General features: G+C 60.4%; 19 protein-coding genes. 6 read left to right on the top strand and 13 right to left on the bottom strand.

All coding sequences use genetic code 11. From position 1 onward, the window contains the following. Positions 1-10: 10 nt before the first annotated feature. Together aroG and EDC28_RS15370 are read right to left on the bottom strand one after the other, a co-directional pair. Complete coding sequence (aroG, locus tag EDC28_RS15365; protein ID WP_050659316.1) at positions 11-1,063, bottom strand: 3-deoxy-7-phosphoheptulonate synthase AroG; 1,053 nt, start codon at positions 1,061-1,063, stop codon at positions 11-13. Positions 1,064-1,112: 49 nt separating this feature from the next. Next, positions 1,113-1,565, bottom strand: coding sequence for an acyl-CoA thioesterase (locus EDC28_RS15370; protein WP_123422204.1), 453 nt, complete (start codon positions 1,563-1,565; stop codon positions 1,113-1,115). 133 nt (positions 1,566-1,698) lie between these two features. Here EDC28_RS15370 and rlmD point away from each other — a divergent pair, with 133 nt between their 5' ends. Both rlmD and EDC28_RS15380 read left to right on the top strand, forming a co-directional pair. After that, positions 1,699-3,036: a 23S rRNA (uracil(1939)-C(5))-methyltransferase RlmD gene (rlmD, locus tag EDC28_RS15375; protein ID WP_123422205.1), complete on the top strand. Its 1,338-nt coding sequence runs from the start codon at positions 1,699-1,701 to the stop codon at positions 3,034-3,036. Positions 3,037-3,191: 155 nt separating this feature from the next. After that, complete coding sequence (locus EDC28_RS15380; RefSeq protein WP_123422206.1) at positions 3,192-4,511, top strand: peptidoglycan DD-metalloendopeptidase family protein; 1,320 nt, start codon at positions 3,192-3,194, stop codon at positions 4,509-4,511. 24 nt (positions 4,512-4,535) lie between these two features. Here the strand turns inward: EDC28_RS15380 and EDC28_RS15385 are convergent, their stop codons facing one another. Together EDC28_RS15385 and EDC28_RS15390 are read right to left on the bottom strand one after the other, a co-directional pair. Further along, the gene (locus tag EDC28_RS15385; protein ID WP_123422207.1) at positions 4,536-5,744 is read right to left on the bottom strand and encodes an MFS transporter; all 1,209 of its coding nucleotides are present in this window, start codon (positions 5,742-5,744) and stop codon (positions 4,536-4,538) included. 85 nt (positions 5,745-5,829) lie between these two features. Beyond that, positions 5,830-6,345 carry a uracil-DNA glycosylase family protein gene (locus EDC28_RS15390; protein WP_336391550.1) on the bottom strand — a complete coding sequence of 172 codons (516 nt, stop codon included), beginning with the start codon at positions 6,343-6,345 and terminating at the stop codon, positions 5,830-5,832. A 95-nt stretch (positions 6,346-6,440) separates the two neighbouring features. On the opposite strand from EDC28_RS15390, the gene EDC28_RS15395 reads away from it, so the two are divergent. Beyond that, complete coding sequence (locus tag EDC28_RS15395) at positions 6,441-7,691, top strand: MgtC/SapB family protein (protein ID WP_123422208.1); 1,251 nt, start codon at positions 6,441-6,443, stop codon at positions 7,689-7,691. A 1-nt stretch (position 7,692) separates the two neighbouring features. Here EDC28_RS15395 and poxB read toward each other — a convergent pair whose 3' ends face one another. From poxB to EDC28_RS15420, 5 genes are all read right to left on the bottom strand, one after another. Continuing rightward, entirely contained in the window at positions 7,693-9,417 is a 1,725-nt protein-coding gene (gene poxB, locus EDC28_RS15400; protein WP_123422209.1) for a ubiquinone-dependent pyruvate dehydrogenase, read from the bottom strand. A 213-nt stretch (positions 9,418-9,630) separates the two neighbouring features. Then, a complete protein-coding gene (locus EDC28_RS15405; RefSeq protein WP_123422210.1) occupies positions 9,631-10,464 on the bottom strand; it encodes a pirin family protein in 834 nt (277 codons plus the stop codon). A 95-nt stretch (positions 10,465-10,559) separates the two neighbouring features. Next, positions 10,560-11,492: a pirin family protein gene (locus tag EDC28_RS15410; RefSeq protein WP_170164143.1), complete on the bottom strand. Its 933-nt coding sequence runs from the start codon at positions 11,490-11,492 to the stop codon at positions 10,560-10,562. A 40-nt stretch (positions 11,493-11,532) separates the two neighbouring features. After that, positions 11,533-11,943 carry a DUF4399 domain-containing protein gene (locus EDC28_RS15415; RefSeq protein ID WP_050659326.1) on the bottom strand — a complete coding sequence of 137 codons (411 nt, stop codon included), beginning with the start codon at positions 11,941-11,943 and terminating at the stop codon, positions 11,533-11,535. 74 nt (positions 11,944-12,017) lie between these two features. Further along, on the bottom strand, positions 12,018-12,626 hold the full coding sequence (locus EDC28_RS15420) for a DUF924 family protein (RefSeq protein WP_050659327.1): 609 nt from the start codon (positions 12,624-12,626) through the stop codon (positions 12,018-12,020). An 84-nt stretch (positions 12,627-12,710) separates the two neighbouring features. Here EDC28_RS15420 and EDC28_RS20185 point away from each other — a divergent pair, with 84 nt between their 5' ends. After that, entirely contained in the window at positions 12,711-12,887 is a 177-nt protein-coding gene (locus EDC28_RS20185) for a hypothetical protein (RefSeq protein WP_170164144.1), read from the top strand. A 93-nt stretch (positions 12,888-12,980) separates the two neighbouring features. On the opposite strand, the gene EDC28_RS15425 is transcribed toward EDC28_RS20185, so the two are convergent. After that, positions 12,981-14,426, bottom strand: coding sequence for a catalase (locus tag EDC28_RS15425; RefSeq protein ID WP_123422213.1), 1,446 nt, complete (start codon positions 14,424-14,426; stop codon positions 12,981-12,983). 141 nt (positions 14,427-14,567) lie between these two features. Here EDC28_RS15425 and EDC28_RS15430 point away from each other — a divergent pair, with 141 nt between their 5' ends. Further along, the gene (locus EDC28_RS15430; RefSeq protein WP_050659329.1) at positions 14,568-14,765 is read left to right on the top strand and encodes a DUF3185 family protein; all 198 of its coding nucleotides are present in this window, start codon (positions 14,568-14,570) and stop codon (positions 14,763-14,765) included. Positions 14,766-14,791: 26 nt separating this feature from the next. On the opposite strand, the gene EDC28_RS15435 is transcribed toward EDC28_RS15430, so the two are convergent. Then, positions 14,792-15,208, bottom strand: coding sequence for a hypothetical protein (locus tag EDC28_RS15435; RefSeq protein WP_050659330.1), 417 nt, complete (start codon positions 15,206-15,208; stop codon positions 14,792-14,794). Positions 15,209-15,366: 158 nt separating this feature from the next. On the opposite strand from EDC28_RS15435, the gene EDC28_RS15440 reads away from it, so the two are divergent. Continuing rightward, entirely contained in the window at positions 15,367-16,971 is a 1,605-nt protein-coding gene (locus tag EDC28_RS15440; protein WP_123422214.1) for an acyl-CoA dehydrogenase family protein, read from the top strand. 25 nt (positions 16,972-16,996) lie between these two features. Here the strand turns inward: EDC28_RS15440 and EDC28_RS15445 are convergent, their stop codons facing one another. Continuing rightward, complete coding sequence (locus tag EDC28_RS15445) at positions 16,997-17,722, bottom strand: dienelactone hydrolase family protein (protein WP_123422215.1); 726 nt, start codon at positions 17,720-17,722, stop codon at positions 16,997-16,999. 18 nt (positions 17,723-17,740) lie between these two features. Further along, entirely contained in the window at positions 17,741-19,408 is a 1,668-nt protein-coding gene (gene asnB, locus EDC28_RS15450; protein WP_050659333.1) for an asparagine synthase B, read from the bottom strand. Between the last annotated feature and the right edge of the window lie 142 nt (positions 19,409-19,550).

Genomic DNA, 19,550 nt, shown 5'->3' on the forward strand with positions numbered 1-19,550 from the left:
AAAGGCCTATTTAGGAGGTGCGGCGTTTTCTGACGCAGGCAGCCAGTTCGCGCAGCACCTTGTCGGTGGCGTCCCAGCCGATACAGGCATCGGTGATGGACTGGCCGTAAACCGGCGCCTTGCCTTCCACCAGATCTTGGCGGCCTTCCACCAGGTGGCTTTCAATCATCACCCCGAACACGGCGCTGTTGCCGCCGGCGATTTGCCCGCCCACGTCTTCGGCCACGTCCAGCTGCTTCTGGTATTGCTTGAGGCTGTTGGCGTGGGAGAAATCAATCATGATCTTCTGGCGAAGCTTGGCCTTGGCCAGCTTGTCGGTGACGTCCTGCACGTCTTCTTTGCTGTAGTTGGGGGCTTGGCCGCCGCGCAGGATGATGTGGCAGTCTTCGTTACCGGCGGTGGAGACAATGGCGCTGTGGCCGAACTTGGTCACCGACAAAAAGTGGTGCGGCGCCGAGGCGCTGCGGATGGCGTCGGCGGCGATTTTAATGTTGCCGTCGGTACCGTTTTTAAAGCCCACCGGGCAAGAAAGGCCGGAGGCGAGCTCCCGGTGTACCTGGGATTCGGTGGTGCGGGCGCCGATAGCGCCCCAGCTGATGAGGTCTGCCAGGTACTGGGGGGTGATCATGTCCAAAAATTCCACCGCCGTGGGCACGCCCATGTCGGTGAGATCCAGCAGCAGTTTGCGGCCAATGCGCAGGCCGTCGTTGATGTTGCAGCTGTTGTCCATGTAGGGGTCGTTGATAAGGCCCTTCCAGCCCACCGTGGTGCGGGGCTTTTCAAAGTAGACCCGCATCACCACTTCCAGATCGTCCTTGAGCTCTTCGCGCAGCACCTTGAGCTTGGCGGCGTATTCCACGGCGGCTTTGGGGTCGTGGATGGAGCAGGGGCCGACAATCACCAGCAGGCGGTCGTCGCGGTCGTTGAGAATTTCATGGATGGCATTGCGGGCATCGGACACGGTCTTGGCAGCCTGGTCCGTGGTCGGAAACTTTTCCAGAATGGCGATGGGGGGAAGCAGTTCTTTGATCTCGAGAATTCGCAGATCGTCATTCGGGAGCATGGTTTCTTTTCCTTTGGATCAAACATTCAAACAGTGTAAGGCCTTTACCTTAACCGGCTTTGCAGACCGCCGCATTACCGTATCCTTCGATAAAGGCGTTCGGCATCCGGCGCGGGCGGCCTGTACTAATCTCGATGCACACAAAGCGCACCTCGCCGCGAAACAGGGTTTTACCGTCCGCCACCCGAATGAGCTGAAAGCCCCGCCGGGAGCTGAGCTTGCCGTCGGTATCCAAGACCCAGGTGCCCAGCAGCAGTTGGTCGCCCTCAAGGGCGGCGGCCAGATAGTGGTATTGGGCATGGGCCATGGCCATGGCGCGGTCCAGTTCGCGGTAGCACGCCAGCCCCAGGCCCAAGGCCGTGGTGTGGCGCCAGGCGATGTCGCCACACCAGCCGACATAAACGGCATTGTTGGTATGGCCCAGTTCATCGATATGGCTGGCATCAACGGTCAATTCCCAGGTGAAGGGGGCCGGATGATCCCAGGTGAATGGCGTGTCCATGGCGGGTACGGGCTGGCTGCGGTCGGCTCAAACTAGCAAGGCCTGTGAACAGGGGCAAGATCTGGTGATTATTTGTTGTGGCCGGGCCTTGCCAGCCGTAAGATGCGCCTCCCCCAATTCCCCCGGAGCCACCATGTCCAAGGTCATCGAGACCCTTGATATCACTTCCCTGACCGATAAAGGCGACGGCATTGCCAGCCTGGGCTCGCGCCGCGTCTTTGTTGCAGGTGCCTTGCCGGGGGAAACCGTCACCGCCGAGCTGTTTGGTATCAAGGCCGGTTATGCCCAGGGCCAGCTGCTGGAGGTGCTGCAACCTTCGCCGGCGCGGCGCGAGCCCTTTTGCCGCCATAGCGAGTGCGGCGGCTGCCAGCTTGGTACCCTCGATTATCAGGCGCAGCTTGAGATGAAAGCCGAGCGGGTGGGTAAAGCCCTGGCCGCCCGTGGCCTCGAGGCCGACATTGCGCCCTGCCTTGGCATGAGCAGCCCCCTTGGCTATCGCAACAAGTCGCTTTATAACGTGCTGGCCCAGGACGGGGTCAGTGACATCGGCTTTTTCAAAAAGCACAGCCACCAGTTGGTGGCCGCTGACGACTGCCCGGTGCAGGGCGACAAGGTGCCGGCGCTGCTGGCCGAGGTGCGCCGCTGGATGCACGATTTTGCCATCCAAGGCTATAACGAGGCCGAACACAGTGGCCAGCTGCGCGGCGTGATGGTGCGCGAAGGGCGCGCTACCGGCCAGTGGATGCTGGTGCTGGTGGCCCTTGGCGACAACCTGCCGGGCCTCGATGCCCTAACCGATGCCCTTGGCAAGGCCTGCCCCTGGCTGACCAGCCTGGTGCTGAACATCAACCCCGAGCGGGGCAACCGCATCCTCGGCCATGAAGAGCGGGTACTGCTGGGCAGCGCCGTGATTGAAGACCGCCTCGGCGGCCTCAATTTCGCCCTTTCCGGCCAATCTTTCTTCCAGATCAATCCCGAGCAGACCGAAAAGCTCTACGCTACCGCCCTGGACTTTGCTGCTCTTACCGGCGCCGAGCAGGTGTTCGACCTTTATTGCGGTATCGGCACCATCTCGCTGCTGCTGGCCAAAAAGGCCAAGTCGGTGGTGGGTATCGAGCTGGTGGAGCAAGCCATCATTGACGCCCGTGCCAACGCCGAGCGCAACGGTATCAGCAATGCCGAGTTCCACGCCGGTAAGGCCGAGCTATTGCTGGCCGAGCTGAACCAGCAAGGCCATAACGCCGACGTGGTGCTGCTGGACCCGCCCCGCAAGGGCTGCGACGGCGCGGTGCTAGACACCCTGCTGGCCATGGCGCCGGCCACCCTGGTTTATGTATCGTGCGACCCGGACTCCCTGGCGCGGGATCTGGCCAAACTGTGCGCCGGTGGCTACCGCCTCGACAAGGTGCAACCGGTGGACATGTTCCCCCATAGCCTGCATGTGGAGACGGTGGTACGGCTGGTGCGCTAACGCGGGCCATTTGTGAAGTGGCGGCATTTTTGTTATAAGGTCACAGTTCGACGTGAGGGGCCTGAACTTTTTCAGGGCCGGGCGCTCTCACCAGCCAGGCAGTCCATCCAAGGTATTTGCCAGCAGTAAAGGTGAATTGAGAGGGCCGAACGCTGATGCGTCGCAATGACACGACTGACAAGTTAATCCAGACATTCACCCGCCTGCCCAAGGTGCACAAGCTCGCCATTGCCTCGGTGACCTTGTTGGTGGCCGCCGCCCTGATGATGCCCAAAGAGCATCAGCCGGTGCCGCTGGTACTGGACCCGCCTCTTGTTCAGCCTGCCGCCCAAGATGCCGATACCAGCCCTGGTGAAGAGGCGCCAGTCGCCACCGCCGAGGACGCGGCCAAGGCCGGTATTGCCTTGCCGGATATCGAATACCAAATTCGCCCCGGCGATACCCTTAGCGATATTTTTAACCACCTGGGCGTGGGCCAAAGCGCCATGTACCAGGTGCTCGAATCTGACCAGGAAATTCTTGCTCTCGATACCCTGCAACCGGGAGACACCCTGCGCTTTTGGCTGGGTGGCGACAGCGGCACCGAGCTTGAGAAGCTGGAGCTGCGCTTTAACCTCGCCCACCAGGTGATTTTCTCGCGGGTAGACGACAGCCATTTTGAGTTCCAGAAAGTCGATATTCCCGGCACCTGGCAAAGCGAGCCCCTGAGCGGCGAAATTAACGGCAGCTTCTATGTCTCGGCCCAGAAGGCCGGGCTGTCCGATGCGGAAATTGCCCGTATCGCCGCCCTCTTTAAGGACAAACTCAATTTTGCCCGTGACCTGCGCGCCGGCGATCGCTTCCAGGTGGTGCGCCAGAGCCAGTTTGTAGATGGGCAGGCCACTGGCGATACCGAGCTGGACGCCATCCGTATCTTCAACCGCGACAAGGTGCTGACCGCCTACCTCTTTAGCGACGGCAGTTACTACGACAAAGACGGTGACAGCTTGGCCCGGGCCTTTTTGCGTTTCCCCACCGCTCGCCATTACCGGATAAGCTCGCCCTTCGATCCGCACCGCCACCACCCGGTGACCGGCCGCTACGCGCCCCACAACGGCACCGATTTCGCCTGCCCCAGCGGCACCGCGGTGCTGGCTACCGCCGACGGCGTGGTGACCCGGGTCACCAACCACCCCTATGCCGGCAAATACATTGTTATCCAGCACGGCGGTAAGTACTTGAGCCGCTACCTGCACCTGAGTAAATCCCTGGTGCACAAAGGCCAGATAGTCAGCCGTGGCCAGAAGATAGCCCTGTCCGGTGCTACCGGCCGGGTCACCGGGCCGCACCTGCATTACGAGCTGCATATCAATGGCCACCCGGTAAACCCCATGACCGCCAAAATTCCCATGGCGGCCTCGGTGGACAGCAAGGACAGGCCAGCCTTTATGGCCGAAGTCAAAAAGCTCGAAGCCCAGATGGACAACGCGTCATAAAAAAGGCCCCGCAAGGGGCCTTTTTTAACTGGATAGCTTATCCCTGTGGGTCAGGGCCGGGAACACTTTCATCCACAGCGCCACCACCGCCAGGGTGCCAATGCCGCCGATGATGATGGCTGGCACCACCCCGAACCAGGCCGCCGTAATCCCCGACTCGAACTCCCCAAGCTGGTTGGAGGTGCCGATAAAGATGTAGTTAACGGCGCTGACCCGGCCGCGCATGGCATCGGGGGTTTCAAGCTGGATAAGGGTCGAGCGGATAATCACACTCACCATATCCGACGCTCCCAGCACCAGCAGCGCCCCCATGGACAGCCACAGGTTTTGTGACAGGCCAAAGACGATGGTGGCGAGACCAAAAAGGGCAACGGCATAGAACATGGTCTTGCCCACCCGTTTTTCCAGCGGAAAGCGGGCCAGCCAGATGGACATCAGCAAGGCCCCCAACGCTGGCGCCGAGCGCAGCAGGCCAAGGCCCCAGGAGCCGGTGTGCAGGATATCCCTGGCCACAATGGGTAGCAGCGCCGTAGCACCACCCAGCAGCACCGAGAACAAGTCCAGGGAAATGGCCCCCAGCACCACCGGGTTGTCGCGGATAAAGTGAATGCCGCTAAAAAGACTCTTCAGGCTGGCCGGTTCCTTGCGGGGGGCCTGGTATTCGTATTGCAGCGACAACAGCACCAGCGCCGAGACCAAAAAGAACACCACCGAGGCGCCATAGAGCCAGGAAGCGCCAATCAGGTACACCAGGCCGCCAAGGGCCGGGCCGGCGATCACTGTGGCCTCGCGGGTGCCGGAGGTCAGGGCCAGGGCTCTTGGGAACTGGTCCGGGGTGATGAGGTTGGGAAGCAGCGCCTGGGTGGCGGGGGATTCAAAGGCGCGGGTGGCTCCCATCAGGGCGCCGCACACATAGATGATGGCCGGGCTTAGCTGGCCGCTGAGGTTGGCGTAGACCAGGCCGCCCATGGTTCCTGCCAGCACCAGCCGGCAGACAATCACAATCACCCGCCTGTTGTACTGGTCGGCCACATGGCCGGCCACTAAGGTCAGCAGCAGTTGCGGCACAAACTGGGCGAGACCAATCAGGCCCAGGCTCAAGGCGCTGTCGGTAAGGTCATACATTTGCCAGCCAATGCCCACCACCAGCATCTGGTAGGCAAGGGAAGAAGCGGTCTGGCCCAGCCAAAATCGCAAGAAGGCGCCATGGCGCAACAAGAAGGGACTCGACATCAGAAACTACTCAAAACCGCAGGGGCGGCCATTTTACCTGGCTTTAGTTCGAGATTCCCGATGCTTGAGTTCAGTGGTTGGCCAGTTACGGCCACAGTTGCAGGGTGTCCAGGCGCCGTTTGAGGGCCGGCAGTACCTCGTATTCAAACCAGGAATTACGCTTGAGCCACAGCAGGTTGCGGGGGCTGGGGTGGGGCAGCGGGAAAAACCGCGGCCCATAATCGCCAAAGTGGCGCACCCGCTCGGTGAGGGTACGCTTGTCGCCAAGATAATGATCCTGCGCATAACGCCCCACCAGCAAAACCAGTTCAATGGCGGGCATGGCGTCCAGCAGCGCCGGGTGCCAGGTGGGAGCGCATTCGGGGCGAGGGGGCAGGTCGCCGCTCTTGCCCTTGCCGGGGTAGCAAAAGCCCATGGGCATGATGGCCACCCGGCTCTGGTCGTAAAATTGGCTTTTGTCCTGGCCCAGCCACTGGCGCAACCGGTCACCTGAGGGATCGTTAAAGGGAATGCCGGTGGCATGCACCTTGGTGCCCGGCGCCTGGCCAATGATCAGCAGCTTGGCGCTGCTACTTGCCCTGACTACCGGTCTTGGCCCCAAGGGAAGATGCGCCTGGCACAGGCAACATTGGCTTATTTGCGCTAAGAGATTATTTAAATCAGACATTTAGTTTAAAACTATCAAGGATGCGCCCTATGCACTTTGTGCCATTATCGCCGCTGTTGCAATTGCTGCTGGCCCTGGGGCTGGGGCTTATCGTCGGTTCGGAACGGGGCTGGCGGGAGCGCGATGGTGCCAGCGGCAGCCGGGTAGCCGGCATTCGCACCTTTGCCCTGGTGAGCCTGCTGGGCTGTTTGGCTGGGCTGTTGAGTGAAGGGTTTGGGGTCTGGATAGTGGCGGTGATGGGGCTGGCGGTGGCAATGGTGCTGGCGGTGGCCCACTGGTTGGATGTTAACAACGAGCGCGACTACGGCTTGACCACGGTAGTGGCGGCCTTGGTTACCTGGTGCCTGGGGCTGGCGGTCACTCAGGGCCTGCAAACCGAGGCGGTGGCGGCGGCAGTGGTCACGGCGGTGGTGCTCAACCTGAAGGAACGCATGCACCAATGGCTTAGCCGGCTGAGCGCCGATGAATTTCGGGCCATTTTGCAGCTGCTGGTGGTGTCGCTGGTGCTACTGCCCATTCTGCCCAATGAGCGGCTGGGGCCCTGGGGCGCCCTGAATCCCTACAACATCTGGTGGATGGTGGTGCTCATTGCCGGCCTTAGCCTTGCCGGTTACTTTGCCCTCAAACTGGTCGGCACTGACCGCGGCATCCTGGCTACCAGTATCTTTGGTGGTCTTGCCTCCAGTACCGCCACCACCCTGAGCCTGGCGCGGCTAAACCGGGCTCTTAACCGGCCGAGGCTGCTGGCGGCAGGGATAGTGATGGCCTGCACCATCATGTTCCCGCGGATGCTGGTGATAGTGGCGGTGGTGAACCGTGAGTTGCTGCCGGCATTGTGGCTGCCCATCGGCGCCATGTTCCTGGTCAGTGCTTTGGTGGCCATTTTGCTGTGGCGGCGCAGCAGCGCCGTCAGCCAGGGCGCGGCTAGCCCGCAGCCCTTTCAGCTGTGGCCGGCGGTGCAGTTTGGCTTGTTGATAGCCGGGATCTTGCTGCTTTCGAACGCCATTACCCACTGGTTTGGCGAAGACAAGTTGTGGCTGGTGGCGGTGGCAGCCGGCCTTGCCGATGTAGACGCCATTACCCTCAGTCTGGCGCGTATGGCCACGGGAGCCATCAGCGGTGATACCGCCGTATTTGGCATTGTGCTGGCCGCTATCACCAACACCTTAGTGAAAGGGGGCCTGGCGCTGTACGCCGGCGGCGTGGTGCTGGGGCGTTATGTGTGGCTGGGCCTGGGCGGCGCGGTAGCGGTTGCCGCCCTTATTCTGGTGCTCTTTTGAGTCAGCGCAGCCAGTTGGTTTTGCCAAGCTCCACCAGTTGGCTGGCATCGCCGTTCAGCACCGCTTTTAGCATGTACAGGCCAAAGCCCTTGGCGTGTTCGAGTTTTACCTTAGGTGGCATGGCCAGTTCTTGCTTGGCGGTGCGTACGCTCAACAGATAAGGGCCGCTGCTGGCCAGCATCCTGGCGATGGCATCGGGTAGGGCCTTAGGGTCGGCCACCGATTCGGCATCGATATGCATGGCCCTGGCCACCTCGGCAAAATCGGGATTCTCAAGGTCGGTATGGTGGGAGAAAAACCCCGAGGCCTTCATCTCCATGGCGACAAAGCCTAGGGAACGGTTGTCAAAGACCACGATTTTGGCTGGCAGCTGCAACTGCTTGAGGCTCAGCAGATCCCCCATCAGCATGCTCAGCCCGCCGTCGCCACACATCGCGATCACCTGGCGGCCGCTATCGATCGATTGAGCGCCAAGCGCCTGGGCCAGGGCGTTGGCCATGGACCCGTGGTTAAAGGAGCCCAGCAGGCGCCGCTTGCCGTTCATTTTCAAATAGCGGGCGGCCCACACCGTCGGCGTACCCACATCGCAGCTGAAAATGGCGTCTTCGCTGGCCTGCTCGCTCAGGAGCCTTGCCAGGTATTGGGGGTGAATAATGCCCTGGCGCGACTCGCCCGATGCCAATTCGTCCAGCTCGCTGCGCGCTTGATGGTAGTGGCTCAGGGCCTGGTCCAGAAACCGGCGGTCCTGGTGGGGCGTTAGCAGCGGCAGTAGCGCCTCAAGGCTTTCCTTGACGTTGCCCACCAGGCCCAGGTCCAACTGGGTATGGGCACCAAGGGCACCGGGGTTTTGGTCCAGTTGGATAACGGTGGCGCCCTTGGGGTAAAAGGGCCGGTAGGGAAAGCTGCTCCCTAAAATGACTAAGGTAGAGGCGTTTTCCATGGCGTGGTAACCGGAGGAAAAGCCGATAAGACCGGTCATGCCCACGTCAAAGGGGTTGTCGTATTCCAGGTATTCCTTGCCGCGAAGGGCGTGAACAATGGGCGCCTTGAGGGTATCGGCCAATGCCAGCACCTGCTCATGGGCACCTTTACAGCCAGCGCCGCACAGCAAGGTGATGTGCGAGGCGCTGTTGAGGGTGTCGGCCAGTTTTTCCAGCTCTGGCTGCGGTGGGGTGATGCGCGGCAACTGCGGGGTTTGCCATTTGGCCTTGGCGCCCTCTGGCATGGCTTTGAGGGCAATATCGCCGGGCAGCACGATCACCGCCACATCCCGCTCCAAAATGGCCTTGCGCATGGCCAGCTCCAGCACATAGGGCATTTGCTCGGGGTTGCTGACCAGCTCGCAATAGACGCTGCATTCCTTGAACAGCTCCTGGGGATGGGTTTCCTGGAAGTAATTGGCGCCGATTTCGTTGGACGGAATGTGGGCGGCGATGGCCAGGGTGGGTACCCGGCTGCGATGGCAATCGAACAGACCGTTGATAAGGTGCAGGTTGCCAGGGCCGCAGGAGCCGGCGCAGACGGTCAATTGCTGGCTGATTTGCCCTTCGGCGCCGCTGGCAAAGGCCGCTACTTCTTCATGGCGGGTGGCCATCCACTGAATATCGCCCCGCTGCTGCATGCTGTCGCTCAGGCCGTTCAGGGAATCACCGGTGACCCCCCAGATGCGTTTTACCCCGGCAAGGGAAAGCACTTCGATGATGTAGTCGGCAATGGTTTGAGTCATGGCGTCCCTCGTCAATGTCAGCAAGCCAAGGGCCGATCACGCTGCCTTGGCGAAAAAATGGCAAGGCCCAGCATACTCCTGGCAAACCGAGTTGGGAGTGCAACCGGCCCCCGGCGGCCAACCGGTTCAGACGTTATTCAATAACTGACTGTTTTTGATGACGATTACCATTTTCGGCCAGCCATAAAAAACGCCGCATCAGCGGCGTTTTTGTTAGAAGAGACCGGCCTGGTAGTCCTGAACGGCCTGGGCGATTTCTTCGGAGCTGTTCATCACGAAGGGCCCGTAACGGACCACCGGCTCCAGTAGCGGCTGGCCGGCGATAAGCAAAAAGCGCCCCGGCTCGCTGCCACCTTCGAAGGTCACGGCGTCGCCGTCTTTAAGGACTGCCATATTGCCTTTAGCAATGGCGCTGCCGCCAATGCTGACCGCCCCTTCAAAGACGTTCACCAGGGCGTTGTGGCCCTTGGGTACCGGCACCGTCAACGACTGGCCGGGGGCCAGGGTGATGTCCAGATACAAAGGGTCCAGGGTCACGCCGTCTACCGGGCCTGTGGCTTCGCCGTAACGGCCGGCAATCACCTTGACGCTGTTGCCGTTACCATCGCTGACCACCGGAATGTTGGTGCTGGCAATGTCCTGGTAGCGAGGCGCTTTCATCTTCTCGCGCCGGGGCAGGTTCACCCACAGCTGAAAACCGCGCATCAGCCCTTGCTCTTGCTCGGGCATCTCCGAGTGAATAAGGCCGGAGCCGGCGGTCATCCACTGCACGTCGCCGCTTTCCAACAGGCCTTCGTTGCCCTTGTTGTCGCGGTGGCGCATGCGGCCATTGAGCATGTAGGTGACGGTTTCAAAGCCGCGGTGCGGGTGGTTGGGAAAGCCGGCCAGGTAATCATCAGGGCTGTCGGAGCTGAACTCGTCCAGCAACAGGAAGGGGTCCAGGTCCGGCAGCATCTGGGTGCCGATCAGCCGTTTCAGTTTTACACCGGCGCCGTCGCTGGTGTTTTGGCCCGGTACCAGGCCTTTGATGGTGCGTGGCTGCGTCATGATCAATCCTCCGAACAGGGTATGAGCCAAGGATAATGTTCGGATCTGCGGATTTAAATGGCGAAATTTAGGTTTGAATTGTCGTTTTTTTCGGATTAATGCCCTGCCTTGAGGTTGCCTTGCAACTCTGGCGCCGGGGTGGGAGAGCCCGGGTATTGGGGAATGTCGCCAAAGCCGCCGGCCTGCCAGCGGGCGCGGGCGTCGGCTATTTCCTGGGTGCTGCGGCCCACGAAGTTCCACCACATCACAATGTCCTCGCCAAAGGGCTTGCCGCCCAGGCAGATGATCACCGCGTCGGTGAGTTCAAGGCGGGTCTGGTGGTGGCCGGTACCCAGATAATAAAGCTGGTCGGTGCTCATCGCCTGGCCGTCGAGGCGGGCCTCGCCTTTGACCAGCAATAAGCCGTATTCAAAGCCCGGCTCCAGCACCTGTTCGAACTCGCCGCTACCCTTGAGCTCGGCGCCAAAAAGGGGCGTAAAGTACTTGGCCGGGGCGCTCTGGCTGGCGTAATCGCCGGCAAAGAGGGTCAGGGTGACCTTGCCCTCGGTATAGCGGGGCAGATCGGTAAAGTGCTCAAAGGCCGGGGCGCAATTGGCCTGCTCTTTGGGCAGTGCTACCCAAAACTGCACCCCGAACAGCTGCTGGCCAATAGGGGTGAGCCCTTCTTCGCTGTGGGCGATGCCGTTGCCGGCGGTCATCAGGTTGAGCTGGCCCGGCTCTATAACCTGGTTGATGCCCAGGGTGTCGCGGTGGCGGATGGCGCCACTGATAAGCCAGGTCACGGTTTGCAAACCGATGTGGGGGTGGGGGGCAACGTTAAGGCGATGGTCTTCGGTGACATCCAGCGGCCCCATGCGATCCAAAAAGCACCAGGCGCCAATCAGGCGGCGTTGGCGCTGGGGCAGGGCCCGCGCCACCATCAGCCCCGGGTTAAGCTCGCGCCCTTTCATGGGGTAGGCCTCGCGTTCGGGACGGGCTGCCCCTGCCGGGCAAGGTTGCAACTCGGGGTGCTGGCTGAGATCGCTCATAAAAACTCCACTAAAAAAGGCGCCGCTTGGCGCCTTTGCCTTATTTGACGGTAACGGTGATTTTCTTGGACTCCACCACCGGCTGGAACGGCACATGGGCGTAGTCCCCCAGTACCAGTTGCAGGGTGTGTTTGCCGGGAGGCAGGGTGATTTGGGTTTCGGTCTGGCCACCGCCGTAGTGTTTGATGTGGTCGGTTGCCGGCAGAGGCAGGGCCATGTCGGGCAGTTTATCCACATCGATCAGCAGATGATGGTGGCCGGTGTTGGGCACATTGGTGCCGGCCGGGGCAACGCCCATGCCTTTGAGGCCAAATTTCACGGTAAAGGTGGTGCCGACAGTGGCGCCATCTTTGGGAGAAATAATGTATTCCTTGGCCCCTTGCGGTGCGCTGGTGGCAAAAGCGCCGGTGCTGGCGGCCAGGAGGGTGGCAAAGGCAATCAGGTTTTTCATGGGCGGGTCCCTGTGCGTGGCTATCAAATCACCTTACTCCCCCTGTTTGCCCCGAGCAAGGCAGGAACAGGCGCTCAGCCCTGGCCAAATCCGCCGGGGTTATCAGCCAGCCATTGTTGCTCTTCTGGCGATGAAGCTCTACCTAACACTTTGTTTCTATATGGGAAACGGCCGAACTGGTAGATGATGTCCCGGTGCAGGCAGGCAAAGCGCAGGTTGTCCTCAATAACGGGCTTGATGGCTGCTGGCACCAGGCGCAGCAGACGCGCAAAACACTCTACCCCTAAAGCCTGCAGGGCCCGGTCTTCGGCGTGCATCAGCGGCATGTAGAAGAAGATGCGCTGGGCCGGAGCCAGGGCCTGGTCATGGCCGATGGCAAGGCCCTCTTCCACCAGTTGCTGGGCCTTGTGGTCCTGGGCGAAGGCCTGAGCGGTACCGCGGTGGATATTGCGGCTGAACTGGTCCAGCAGCAGTATCAGCGCCAACCGGCCTTCGGGGGTTTCCCGCCAGTCGAGATGGTGGCCTTTGGCCGCGGCGCTGAGATCGGCGCCAAACAGCAGGCGCAGCTCGTTATCAAGGCCGGGATCGGTGGCAAACCAGCGCTTTTGATACAGCGGCGCCGACATGCCGCTGTCATCCAGCAGGCCAAACCAAAATGTGAGGATGTCGTCGTATTCTTCCATTGGCAGGGCGATCCGGTGGCGGTGGATTGAGCTTTGCAGGGGCTTTTATTAGCATGAAGCGGTCAACACAAACAGGATATGCCAGTGTTCACACTACTGCTGGTGTCGGCCTTGGCCGGTGGTACCTGTACCCCGGTTAACCATTTTGGCGAGCGCCCACAAACCCGGCAATGCCAGCCCAAGGTTGAAAAGGCCGCGCCCCCTGCACCTAAGAACTCTGATAAGAAAGCACAAAAATCCACGCAAAAAAAAGCCTCCTGACGGAGGCTTTTTCTTTTAGCCGTTGAAGGCCATGTCAGCCAGATAATCCCAAAGTGCACTCATATTGGTCTCCCCTCGACACGAGTTTTGAGCTTAGGCCAGTTTTGCCAAAGCGGCCTCTACCCGGGCCCGATAATCGGGATCGGCTTTTTCGAACTGGGCCAGCATCAGCGCCTGGACGTCGGGGCTGGCCTGGCTCAGGCCTCCGGCGATGTTGGCGGCCAGGCGGTTTTTATGAGCGTCGTCAAAGAGCCGGAACAGGTCTCCGGCCTGGCTGAAGTTGTCGCTGTCTTGGTCGTCGAACTGGCCAAGCCAGGCGTCGCTTTCCAAAGGCATGGGCGGCTCAGCGAGGGCCGGGGCGGCAACCGGCGCGTCGCCGCGATGGTTGGGGGAGAAGTTCACCCCAGCACCTTGATGCACCGGGCAACCCATGCCGGCCATGGCACCGTCACGCTGGAGGTGGTTAACCGGGCAGCGCGGGCTGTTGACCGGCAACTGGTTGTGGTTGGTTCCCACCCGGTAGCGGTGAGCATCGGCGTAGGCAAAGAGGCGGCCTTGCAGCACTTTGTCAGGGGACACCCCGGTGCCGGGCACCAGGTTAGAGGGGCTGAAGGTCACCTGCTCGGTCTCGGCAAAGTAGTTATCCACGTTGCGGTTAAGCTCCAGGGTGCCGATGGTGCGCAGCGGGAAGTCCTGGTGCGGCCAGACCTTGGTCAAGTCGAATGGGTTGATGCGGTACTGGCGGGCTTCGGCCTCGCTCATCACTTGGATCTTCACGGTCCAGGACGGGAAATCGCCGTTATCGATGCTGCTGACCAAGTCCTGCTGGGCGGCGAAAGGCGCCTGGCGGGCCGCTTCTTCGCCGCTGAGGTTGGCAATGCCTTGGTTGGTTTTGAAGTGCCATTTTACCCAAACGCGCTCACCCTTGGCGTTGTACAGGCTCAGGGTATGGGAGCCGTAGCCGTTGAGATGGCGGTAGCTTTTGGGGATACCCCGGTCGGACATCAAGATAGTGACCTGATGCAGTGATTGAGGATGGTGCGCCCAGAACTCGAAATGGTGCGCCGGGTTGGGCAGGTTGGTACGGGGATCTTTTTTCTGGGAGTGGATGAAATCCGGGAATTTGAGCGGGTCGCGGATAAAAAACACCGGGGTGTTGTTGCCGACGATGTCGTAGTTGCCTTGTTGGGTGTAAAAGCGCAGGGCAAAGCCGCGCACGTCCCGTACATAGTCGGCCGAATCCTGGCCGCCGGCGACGGTGGAAAAACGCAGGAACACCTGGGTTTGCTGGCCTTCTTGTTGCAGGAAATCAGCAATGGACAGATCCGACAGGCTCTGGGTCAGGGTAAAAGTGCCATGGGCGGCGCTGCCACGAGCGTGCACGACCCGCTCTGGGATCCGCTCGCGGTTAAAATGCGCTAATTTTTCAAAGAGATGAATATTGTCGAATGTCAGCGGGCCACGGCGGCCGGCGGTAGTGGAAATCTCATCCTGGGTAACGGGTGCGCCATTTTGTAATGTGTAGACAGGCTTGGTCATTGCTGTTCCTCCGAATTGACCAGGCCAGTCTACGGAAGGTGACTTATTGTTAAAAATGGGTGTTTTAGTTTGGTTTAATAGAATATTTAGATTGGGTGTGGGAAGCTGTTAACGCAGCATCTTGATGAAAAGGAGATCGAAATGAATAAGCGGATCATAGGCTTGGTATTACTGGTTGTAGGCGTGGCCTTGGCTTGGTGGGGTTACCAGGAAAGCCAGACCTTAAGTAAAACCGTTGAGTCGCAGCTTACCGGTGAGCTCGACAGCCGTACCATGACCTTCTACATCGCCGGGGCGGTGTGCATTGTGTTGGGACTGGTAGGGGTGTTGCGGCGTTAAGGCCAAGGCGCGGCTTGGCCGCGCCGTTATTCGGTCAGGAAGGCCATCAGCAGTAACCGGCCTTCCCGGCTGGACAGCAACTCGGCCGGCACCGAGTTTAGCTCCATCTGGTATTGGGTCAGCCATAGGTAGCGGTCCAACTCGTTATCAAGGCGCTGATTAATAAGTGATATCAGCTTGGGCATTTCCTCAAACACTTCGCCACCGGCCACCATAAACGCCGGATAGCGCAGCTCGTCACCCCAAATCAGCTCCAATAAAAAGCCCTGTTCTGCCAACTGCTGGCAAAGCGTATCGGCAGCCATGGTCGGCACCCCTTTTAGGTGATCCACCACTTCATTGGCATCCCAAAGTGGGAAGGTTCCCAACCTTTCCTTAAGGGCATCCCGCCACAGATGTTGCGTGCGAATACGCAAGGTACGCAGACGATCCCGATGTTCCATAGCACCTCCTGAGCACATGCTTATAGTCTAGTCCCAAGGGCCGGAGCTGGCGGTGGCAAAGGGCGGCCAATGGCAATTTTGCAAGGCTTCCTTCAGCAAGGTTTTTTTGACCTGTTGGCGGGGCGGTGCCATGGTGGTTGGACCATAAGGAGGTGATCATGTTTTCCACCCATGACGTCCAAAACCAGACGCCGCCTTTAGAGGATGTGGACGGTTTTGCCCTGGATACCGCCTTGATCGAAGGGGTGCGCCGCGAAGGGGCGGCGGCCAGTATCGACGAGTTGCACCGTTACGGCCGCCTGCTGACCCAGCCCGACATGTTGGCTCTGGGCTTTGCCGCTAACGCCCATCCCCCCGTCTTTGACAGCCACGACCGTACTGGCCATCGCATCGATGTGGTGGAGTATCACCCCAGTTACCATCAGCTGATGGCCCTGGCGGTGAAAGAGGGGCTGCACGCCTCGCCCTGGCAAAGCCCAGGACCTGGCATGCATGTGACCCGCGCCGCCAAGTATTACCTGCACTGCCAGTTGGAAGCGGGCCATGGTTGCCCCATCACCATGACCTTTGCCGCCGCTCCTGTGCTCAAACGCTTCAAGCCCGACTGGCATCAAAAGCTGATGTCGCGCCAATACGATGGTGCCAACCGGCCCTGGCAGCAAAAGCCTGGCCTGACCCTTGGCATGGGCATGACCGAAAAGCAGGGCGGCTCGGATGTGCGAGCCAACGAAACCCGCGCCCTGCCGCTGGGGGACGGCAGTTATGAACTGGTGGGCCACAAGTGGTTTTTATCGGCTCCCATGTCCGACGGCTTTTTGATGCTGGCTCAGACGCCGGCGGGGCTGTCGTGCTTTTTGGTGCCGCGCTGGTGGCAAGGCCAAAAGAACGCTATCGAGGTGCAGCGCCTCAAAGACAAGCTCGGCAACCGCTCCAACGCCTCCAGCGAAGTGGAGCTCAAAGGCGCCTGTGGCTGGTTGCTGGGAGAAGAAGGCAAGGGCGTGCAGACCATCATCGAGATGGTGTCTTTGACCCGTTTTGACTGCATGCTCGGCTCCAGCGGCGGCCAGCGCCAGGCGTTGTTGCAGGCGGTGCATCACGCTCGCCACCGCCAGGCCTTTGGCAAGCGCCTTGTCGAGCAGCCGGTGATGGCGGCGGTGTTGGCCGATCTGCAGCTGGAGGTAGAAGGGAGCCTGGCCATGAGCTTGCGTATGGCAAGGGCGCTGGACAACGCCAGCCACCCCTATGAGCAATTGCTACTGCGCCTGGGCACGGCTGCGGGCAAATATTGGATCTGTAAACGCACCCCCCAGCATGCCTATGAGGCCATGGAATGCCTGGGCGGCAATGGCGTGATGGAGAGCTTCATTACCGCCAGGCTTTACCGCGAGGCGCCCATCAATGCCATTTGGGAGGGGTCTGGCAATATCCAGGCGCTGGATGTGCTGCGGGCCCTGCAAAAGGCGTCAGAGTGCCTGGATGCCTGGCAGCGCGAACTGGACGGCGCCTTTGGCGAGCATCCGCTGCTGGCCATGGCCTGGCGCCAGCTGCAGCATCTTTTAAAGGCCGACCCGTTAAGCCAGGCGCGGCGCATCACCGAGTTGCTGGCGCTGACCCTGCAAGGAGCGCTGCTGGCCAAGGGCGCGCCAGGGCCGGTGGCCGATGCCTTTATTCGCTCAAGGTTGGGGGAAGGGGGGCACAGCTTTGGCACCCTGGCGGGCGGTACTGATGTGGAGCTGCTGTTAAGGCGGGCTTACGGGGAATAAAAAAGCGGCCAAAAGGCCGCTTTTTTTACGCCAGCACCTCGTCGAAGAGGTCGTGCATCATGGCAAAGGCCCGGCGGCTGACCTTGGCGTTGTACTGGTTTTCCCCTGGGCGGTCGGCTCCTTCGTCGGTGAAGGAGTGCACCGCGCCGCCGAAGTTAACCAGCTGCCAGTCGGCCTTGACGCTGTTCATCTCCTGCTCGAAACCGGCGATAGCCTCGCTGGGTACCAGTGGATCGGCGGCGCCGTTTAGCACCAGTACCGCCCCTTGCGGGGTTTTGGTGCTGGCTGGATCTGGGGTTTGCAGCAGGCCGTGGAAAGAGGCCACTGCCTTGACTGGGGCGGCCTGGCGGGCCAGCTCCAGCACACAGGCACCGCCAAAGCAAAAGCCGAAGGCGGCCAGGTTATCGGCGGCCACACCCAGTTTGCCGGCTTCATCCTTGAGTACATCCAGGGCTGCGTTCATGCGCCGGCGCAGCATGGCGTTGTCGGCACGCACCGGGCCCATGGCGGCCATGGCCTGTTCCGGGGTTTGGGGACGGGTGTCCACGCCGAAAGGGTCAGCCACGAAGATCACGCTGTTCTCACGCACCTGCCGTTTGGCCTGGGCAATAGCGGCGTCGCTGATGCCGAAGAAATTCGGTGCCATCAGCAGGCCCCGGCTGGGGGTACTGCCAGCGTGGTAGACAAGGTGGCCTTCAAAGGTGATGCCGTCCACTTGGTAGCGGACGGCTTTGACGCTGATTTGTGCCATGACGAATACGACTCCTGGTCAATAGGCGCTTTGATGAACCCCTTTGGCCGCCCGCCCGGAGGGATCGGCGTTGTTCTGGAAACTGGCGTCCCAGGCCAACGCGGCCGGCGTGGAGCAGGCCACGGACTTGCCGTGGGGCACGGTGGTTACCACCGAATCGAGGTTACCGAAATGCTCCTCGAAGATCTGGCGGTAGTAGTAGGCTTCTTTGGTGTCGGGGGTGTTGACCGGGAAACGGTACTGGGCCGTTTTCAGCTGGTGATCGCTCACCTCGGCTGCGGTCACTTCCTTGAGGCTGTCTATCCAGCTGTAGCCGACACCGTCTGAGAACTGCTCCTTCTGGCGCCAGGCCACTTTTTCGGGCAGCAGATCGGCGAAGGCTTCACGGACAATGTGCTTCTCAATCTTGCCGTTGCCGCACATTTTGTCCTGGGGGTTGAGGCGCATGGCCACATCCATGAATTCTTTATCCAAAAACGGCACCCGCGCTTCGACGCCCCAGGCCGCCATGGCCTTGTTGGCGCGCAGGCAGTCGAACAGGTAGAGCTTGTCGAGTTTGCGCAGGGTCTCTTCGTGGAACTCCCGGGCGTTGGGAGCTTTGTGGAAGTAGAGATAGCCGCCGAACAGTTCGTCCGAGCCTTCCCCTGAGAGCACCATTTTGATGCCCATGGCCTTGATTTTACGGGCCATCAGATACATGGGGGTGGAGGCGCGGATGGTGGTTACATCGTAGGTTTCCAGGTGGTAGATAACGTCGCGCACCGCATCCAGGCCTTCTTGCACCGTAAAATGGATTTCATGGTGCACGGTGCCGATATGCTTGGCCACGTCCTGGGCTGCCAGCAAGTCCGGCGAGCCTTTAAGGCCAACGGCAAAGGAGTGCAGCCGGGGCCACCAGGCCTGGCTTTGGTCGTCGTCCTCGATGCGGCGCTCGGCGTGGCGCTGGGCCAGGGCCGAGATAACGGACGAGTCCAGGCCGCCTGAGAGCAGCACGCCGTAGGGGACGTCGGACATCAACTGGCGTTTGACGGCGGCGTCCAGGGCGTCGCGCAGTTCGGTGACGCTGCTCTGGTTACTTTCAACCGCCTCAAAGCTTTGCCAGTCGCGCTGGTAGTAGCGTTTTATCTCGCCGTCTTTGGACGACAGATAATGCCCAGGAGGGAAGGTCTCTACCCGGTTGCACACAGGGGTCAGGGCCTTGAGCTCGGAGGCCACATAGAAGTTGCCGTCTTTGTCCCAGCCGATATAGAGCGGGATGATGCCCATATGGTCGCGGCCGATGAGATAGCTGTTGTCGGTGGCGTCATAGAGCACAAAGGCAAAGATGCCGTTGAGCTCATCCAGGAAGGCTTCGCCCTTTTCCTGATACAGCGCCAGGATCACTTCGCAGTCAGACTCGGTCTGGAACGGGTATTTGTCCTGGTACTGTTTGCGGATGGCCTTGTGGTTGTATATCTCACCATTGACGGCCAACACATGATTCTTCTCGGCATTCAACAGCGGCTGGGCACCATTATTCATGTCGACAATGGCCAGGCGCTCGTGGGCAATGATGGCGTTATTGTCTGCATAGATACCGGACCAGTCGGGGCCACGGTGGCGCATGCGCTTGGACATCTCAAGGGCGGTTTTACGCAGCTCTTGAGGGTCGGTCTTAAGATCCAGAATACCGAAGATAGAACACATGTTAATTCCTGCTAGAAAAGAGTTATCTCATAGGGGGAGTTGTGTACACCGTTGTTGATGACCTCTCGACCTTGCCATTGCCCATCAACCTTGGCAAGCAGGGAAAGTGGCCAAATGGCAATATTGCTGACCAAGAGCTGGG

The organism is Gallaecimonas pentaromativorans (genome assembly GCF_003751625.1).
Taxonomy (GTDB): Bacteria; Pseudomonadota; Gammaproteobacteria; order Enterobacterales; family Gallaecimonadaceae; genus Gallaecimonas; species Gallaecimonas pentaromativorans.

Bases quoted from the DNA above. Each gene is read 5' to 3' on its own strand.
- EDC28_RS15445 (WP_123422215.1), bottom strand. From the start codon at position 17,722: ATGGCACAAATCAGCGTCAAAGCCGTCCGCTACCAAGTGGACGGCATC.
- EDC28_RS15435 (WP_050659330.1), bottom strand. From the start codon at position 15,208: ATGGAACATCGGGATCGTCTGCGTACCTTGCGTATTCGCACGCAACAT.
- EDC28_RS15370 (WP_123422204.1), bottom strand. From the start codon at position 1,565: ATGGACACGCCATTCACCTGGGATCATCCGGCCCCCTTCACCTGGGAA.
- EDC28_RS15395 (WP_123422208.1), top strand. From the start codon at position 6,441: ATGCACTTTGTGCCATTATCGCCGCTGTTGCAATTGCTGCTGGCCCTG.
- EDC28_RS15385 (WP_123422207.1), bottom strand. From the start codon at position 5,744: ATGTCGAGTCCCTTCTTGTTGCGCCATGGCGCCTTCTTGCGATTTTGG.
- poxB (WP_123422209.1), bottom strand. From the start codon at position 9,417: ATGACTCAAACCATTGCCGACTACATCATCGAAGTGCTTTCCCTTGCC.
- EDC28_RS15425 (WP_123422213.1), bottom strand. From the start codon at position 14,426: ATGACCAAGCCTGTCTACACATTACAAAATGGCGCACCCGTTACCCAG.
- aroG (WP_050659316.1), bottom strand. From the start codon at position 1,063: ATGCTCCCGAATGACGATCTGCGAATTCTCGAGATCAAAGAACTGCTT.
- EDC28_RS15410 (WP_170164143.1), bottom strand. From the start codon at position 11,492: ATGAGCGATCTCAGCCAGCACCCCGAGTTGCAACCTTGCCCGGCAGGG.
- rlmD (WP_123422205.1), top strand. From the start codon at position 1,699: ATGTCCAAGGTCATCGAGACCCTTGATATCACTTCCCTGACCGATAAA.
- asnB (WP_050659333.1), bottom strand. From the start codon at position 19,408: ATGTGTTCTATCTTCGGTATTCTGGATCTTAAGACCGACCCTCAAGAG.
- EDC28_RS15380 (WP_123422206.1), top strand. From the start codon at position 3,192: ATGCGTCGCAATGACACGACTGACAAGTTAATCCAGACATTCACCCGC.
- EDC28_RS15415 (WP_050659326.1), bottom strand. From the start codon at position 11,943: ATGAAAAACCTGATTGCCTTTGCCACCCTCCTGGCCGCCAGCACCGGC.
- EDC28_RS15430 (WP_050659329.1), top strand. From the start codon at position 14,568: ATGAATAAGCGGATCATAGGCTTGGTATTACTGGTTGTAGGCGTGGCC.
- EDC28_RS15420 (WP_050659327.1), bottom strand. From the start codon at position 12,626: ATGGAAGAATACGACGACATCCTCACATTTTGGTTTGGCCTGCTGGAT.
- EDC28_RS15440 (WP_123422214.1), top strand. From the start codon at position 15,367: ATGTTTTCCACCCATGACGTCCAAAACCAGACGCCGCCTTTAGAGGAT.
- EDC28_RS15405 (WP_123422210.1), bottom strand. From the start codon at position 10,464: ATGACGCAGCCACGCACCATCAAAGGCCTGGTACCGGGCCAAAACACC.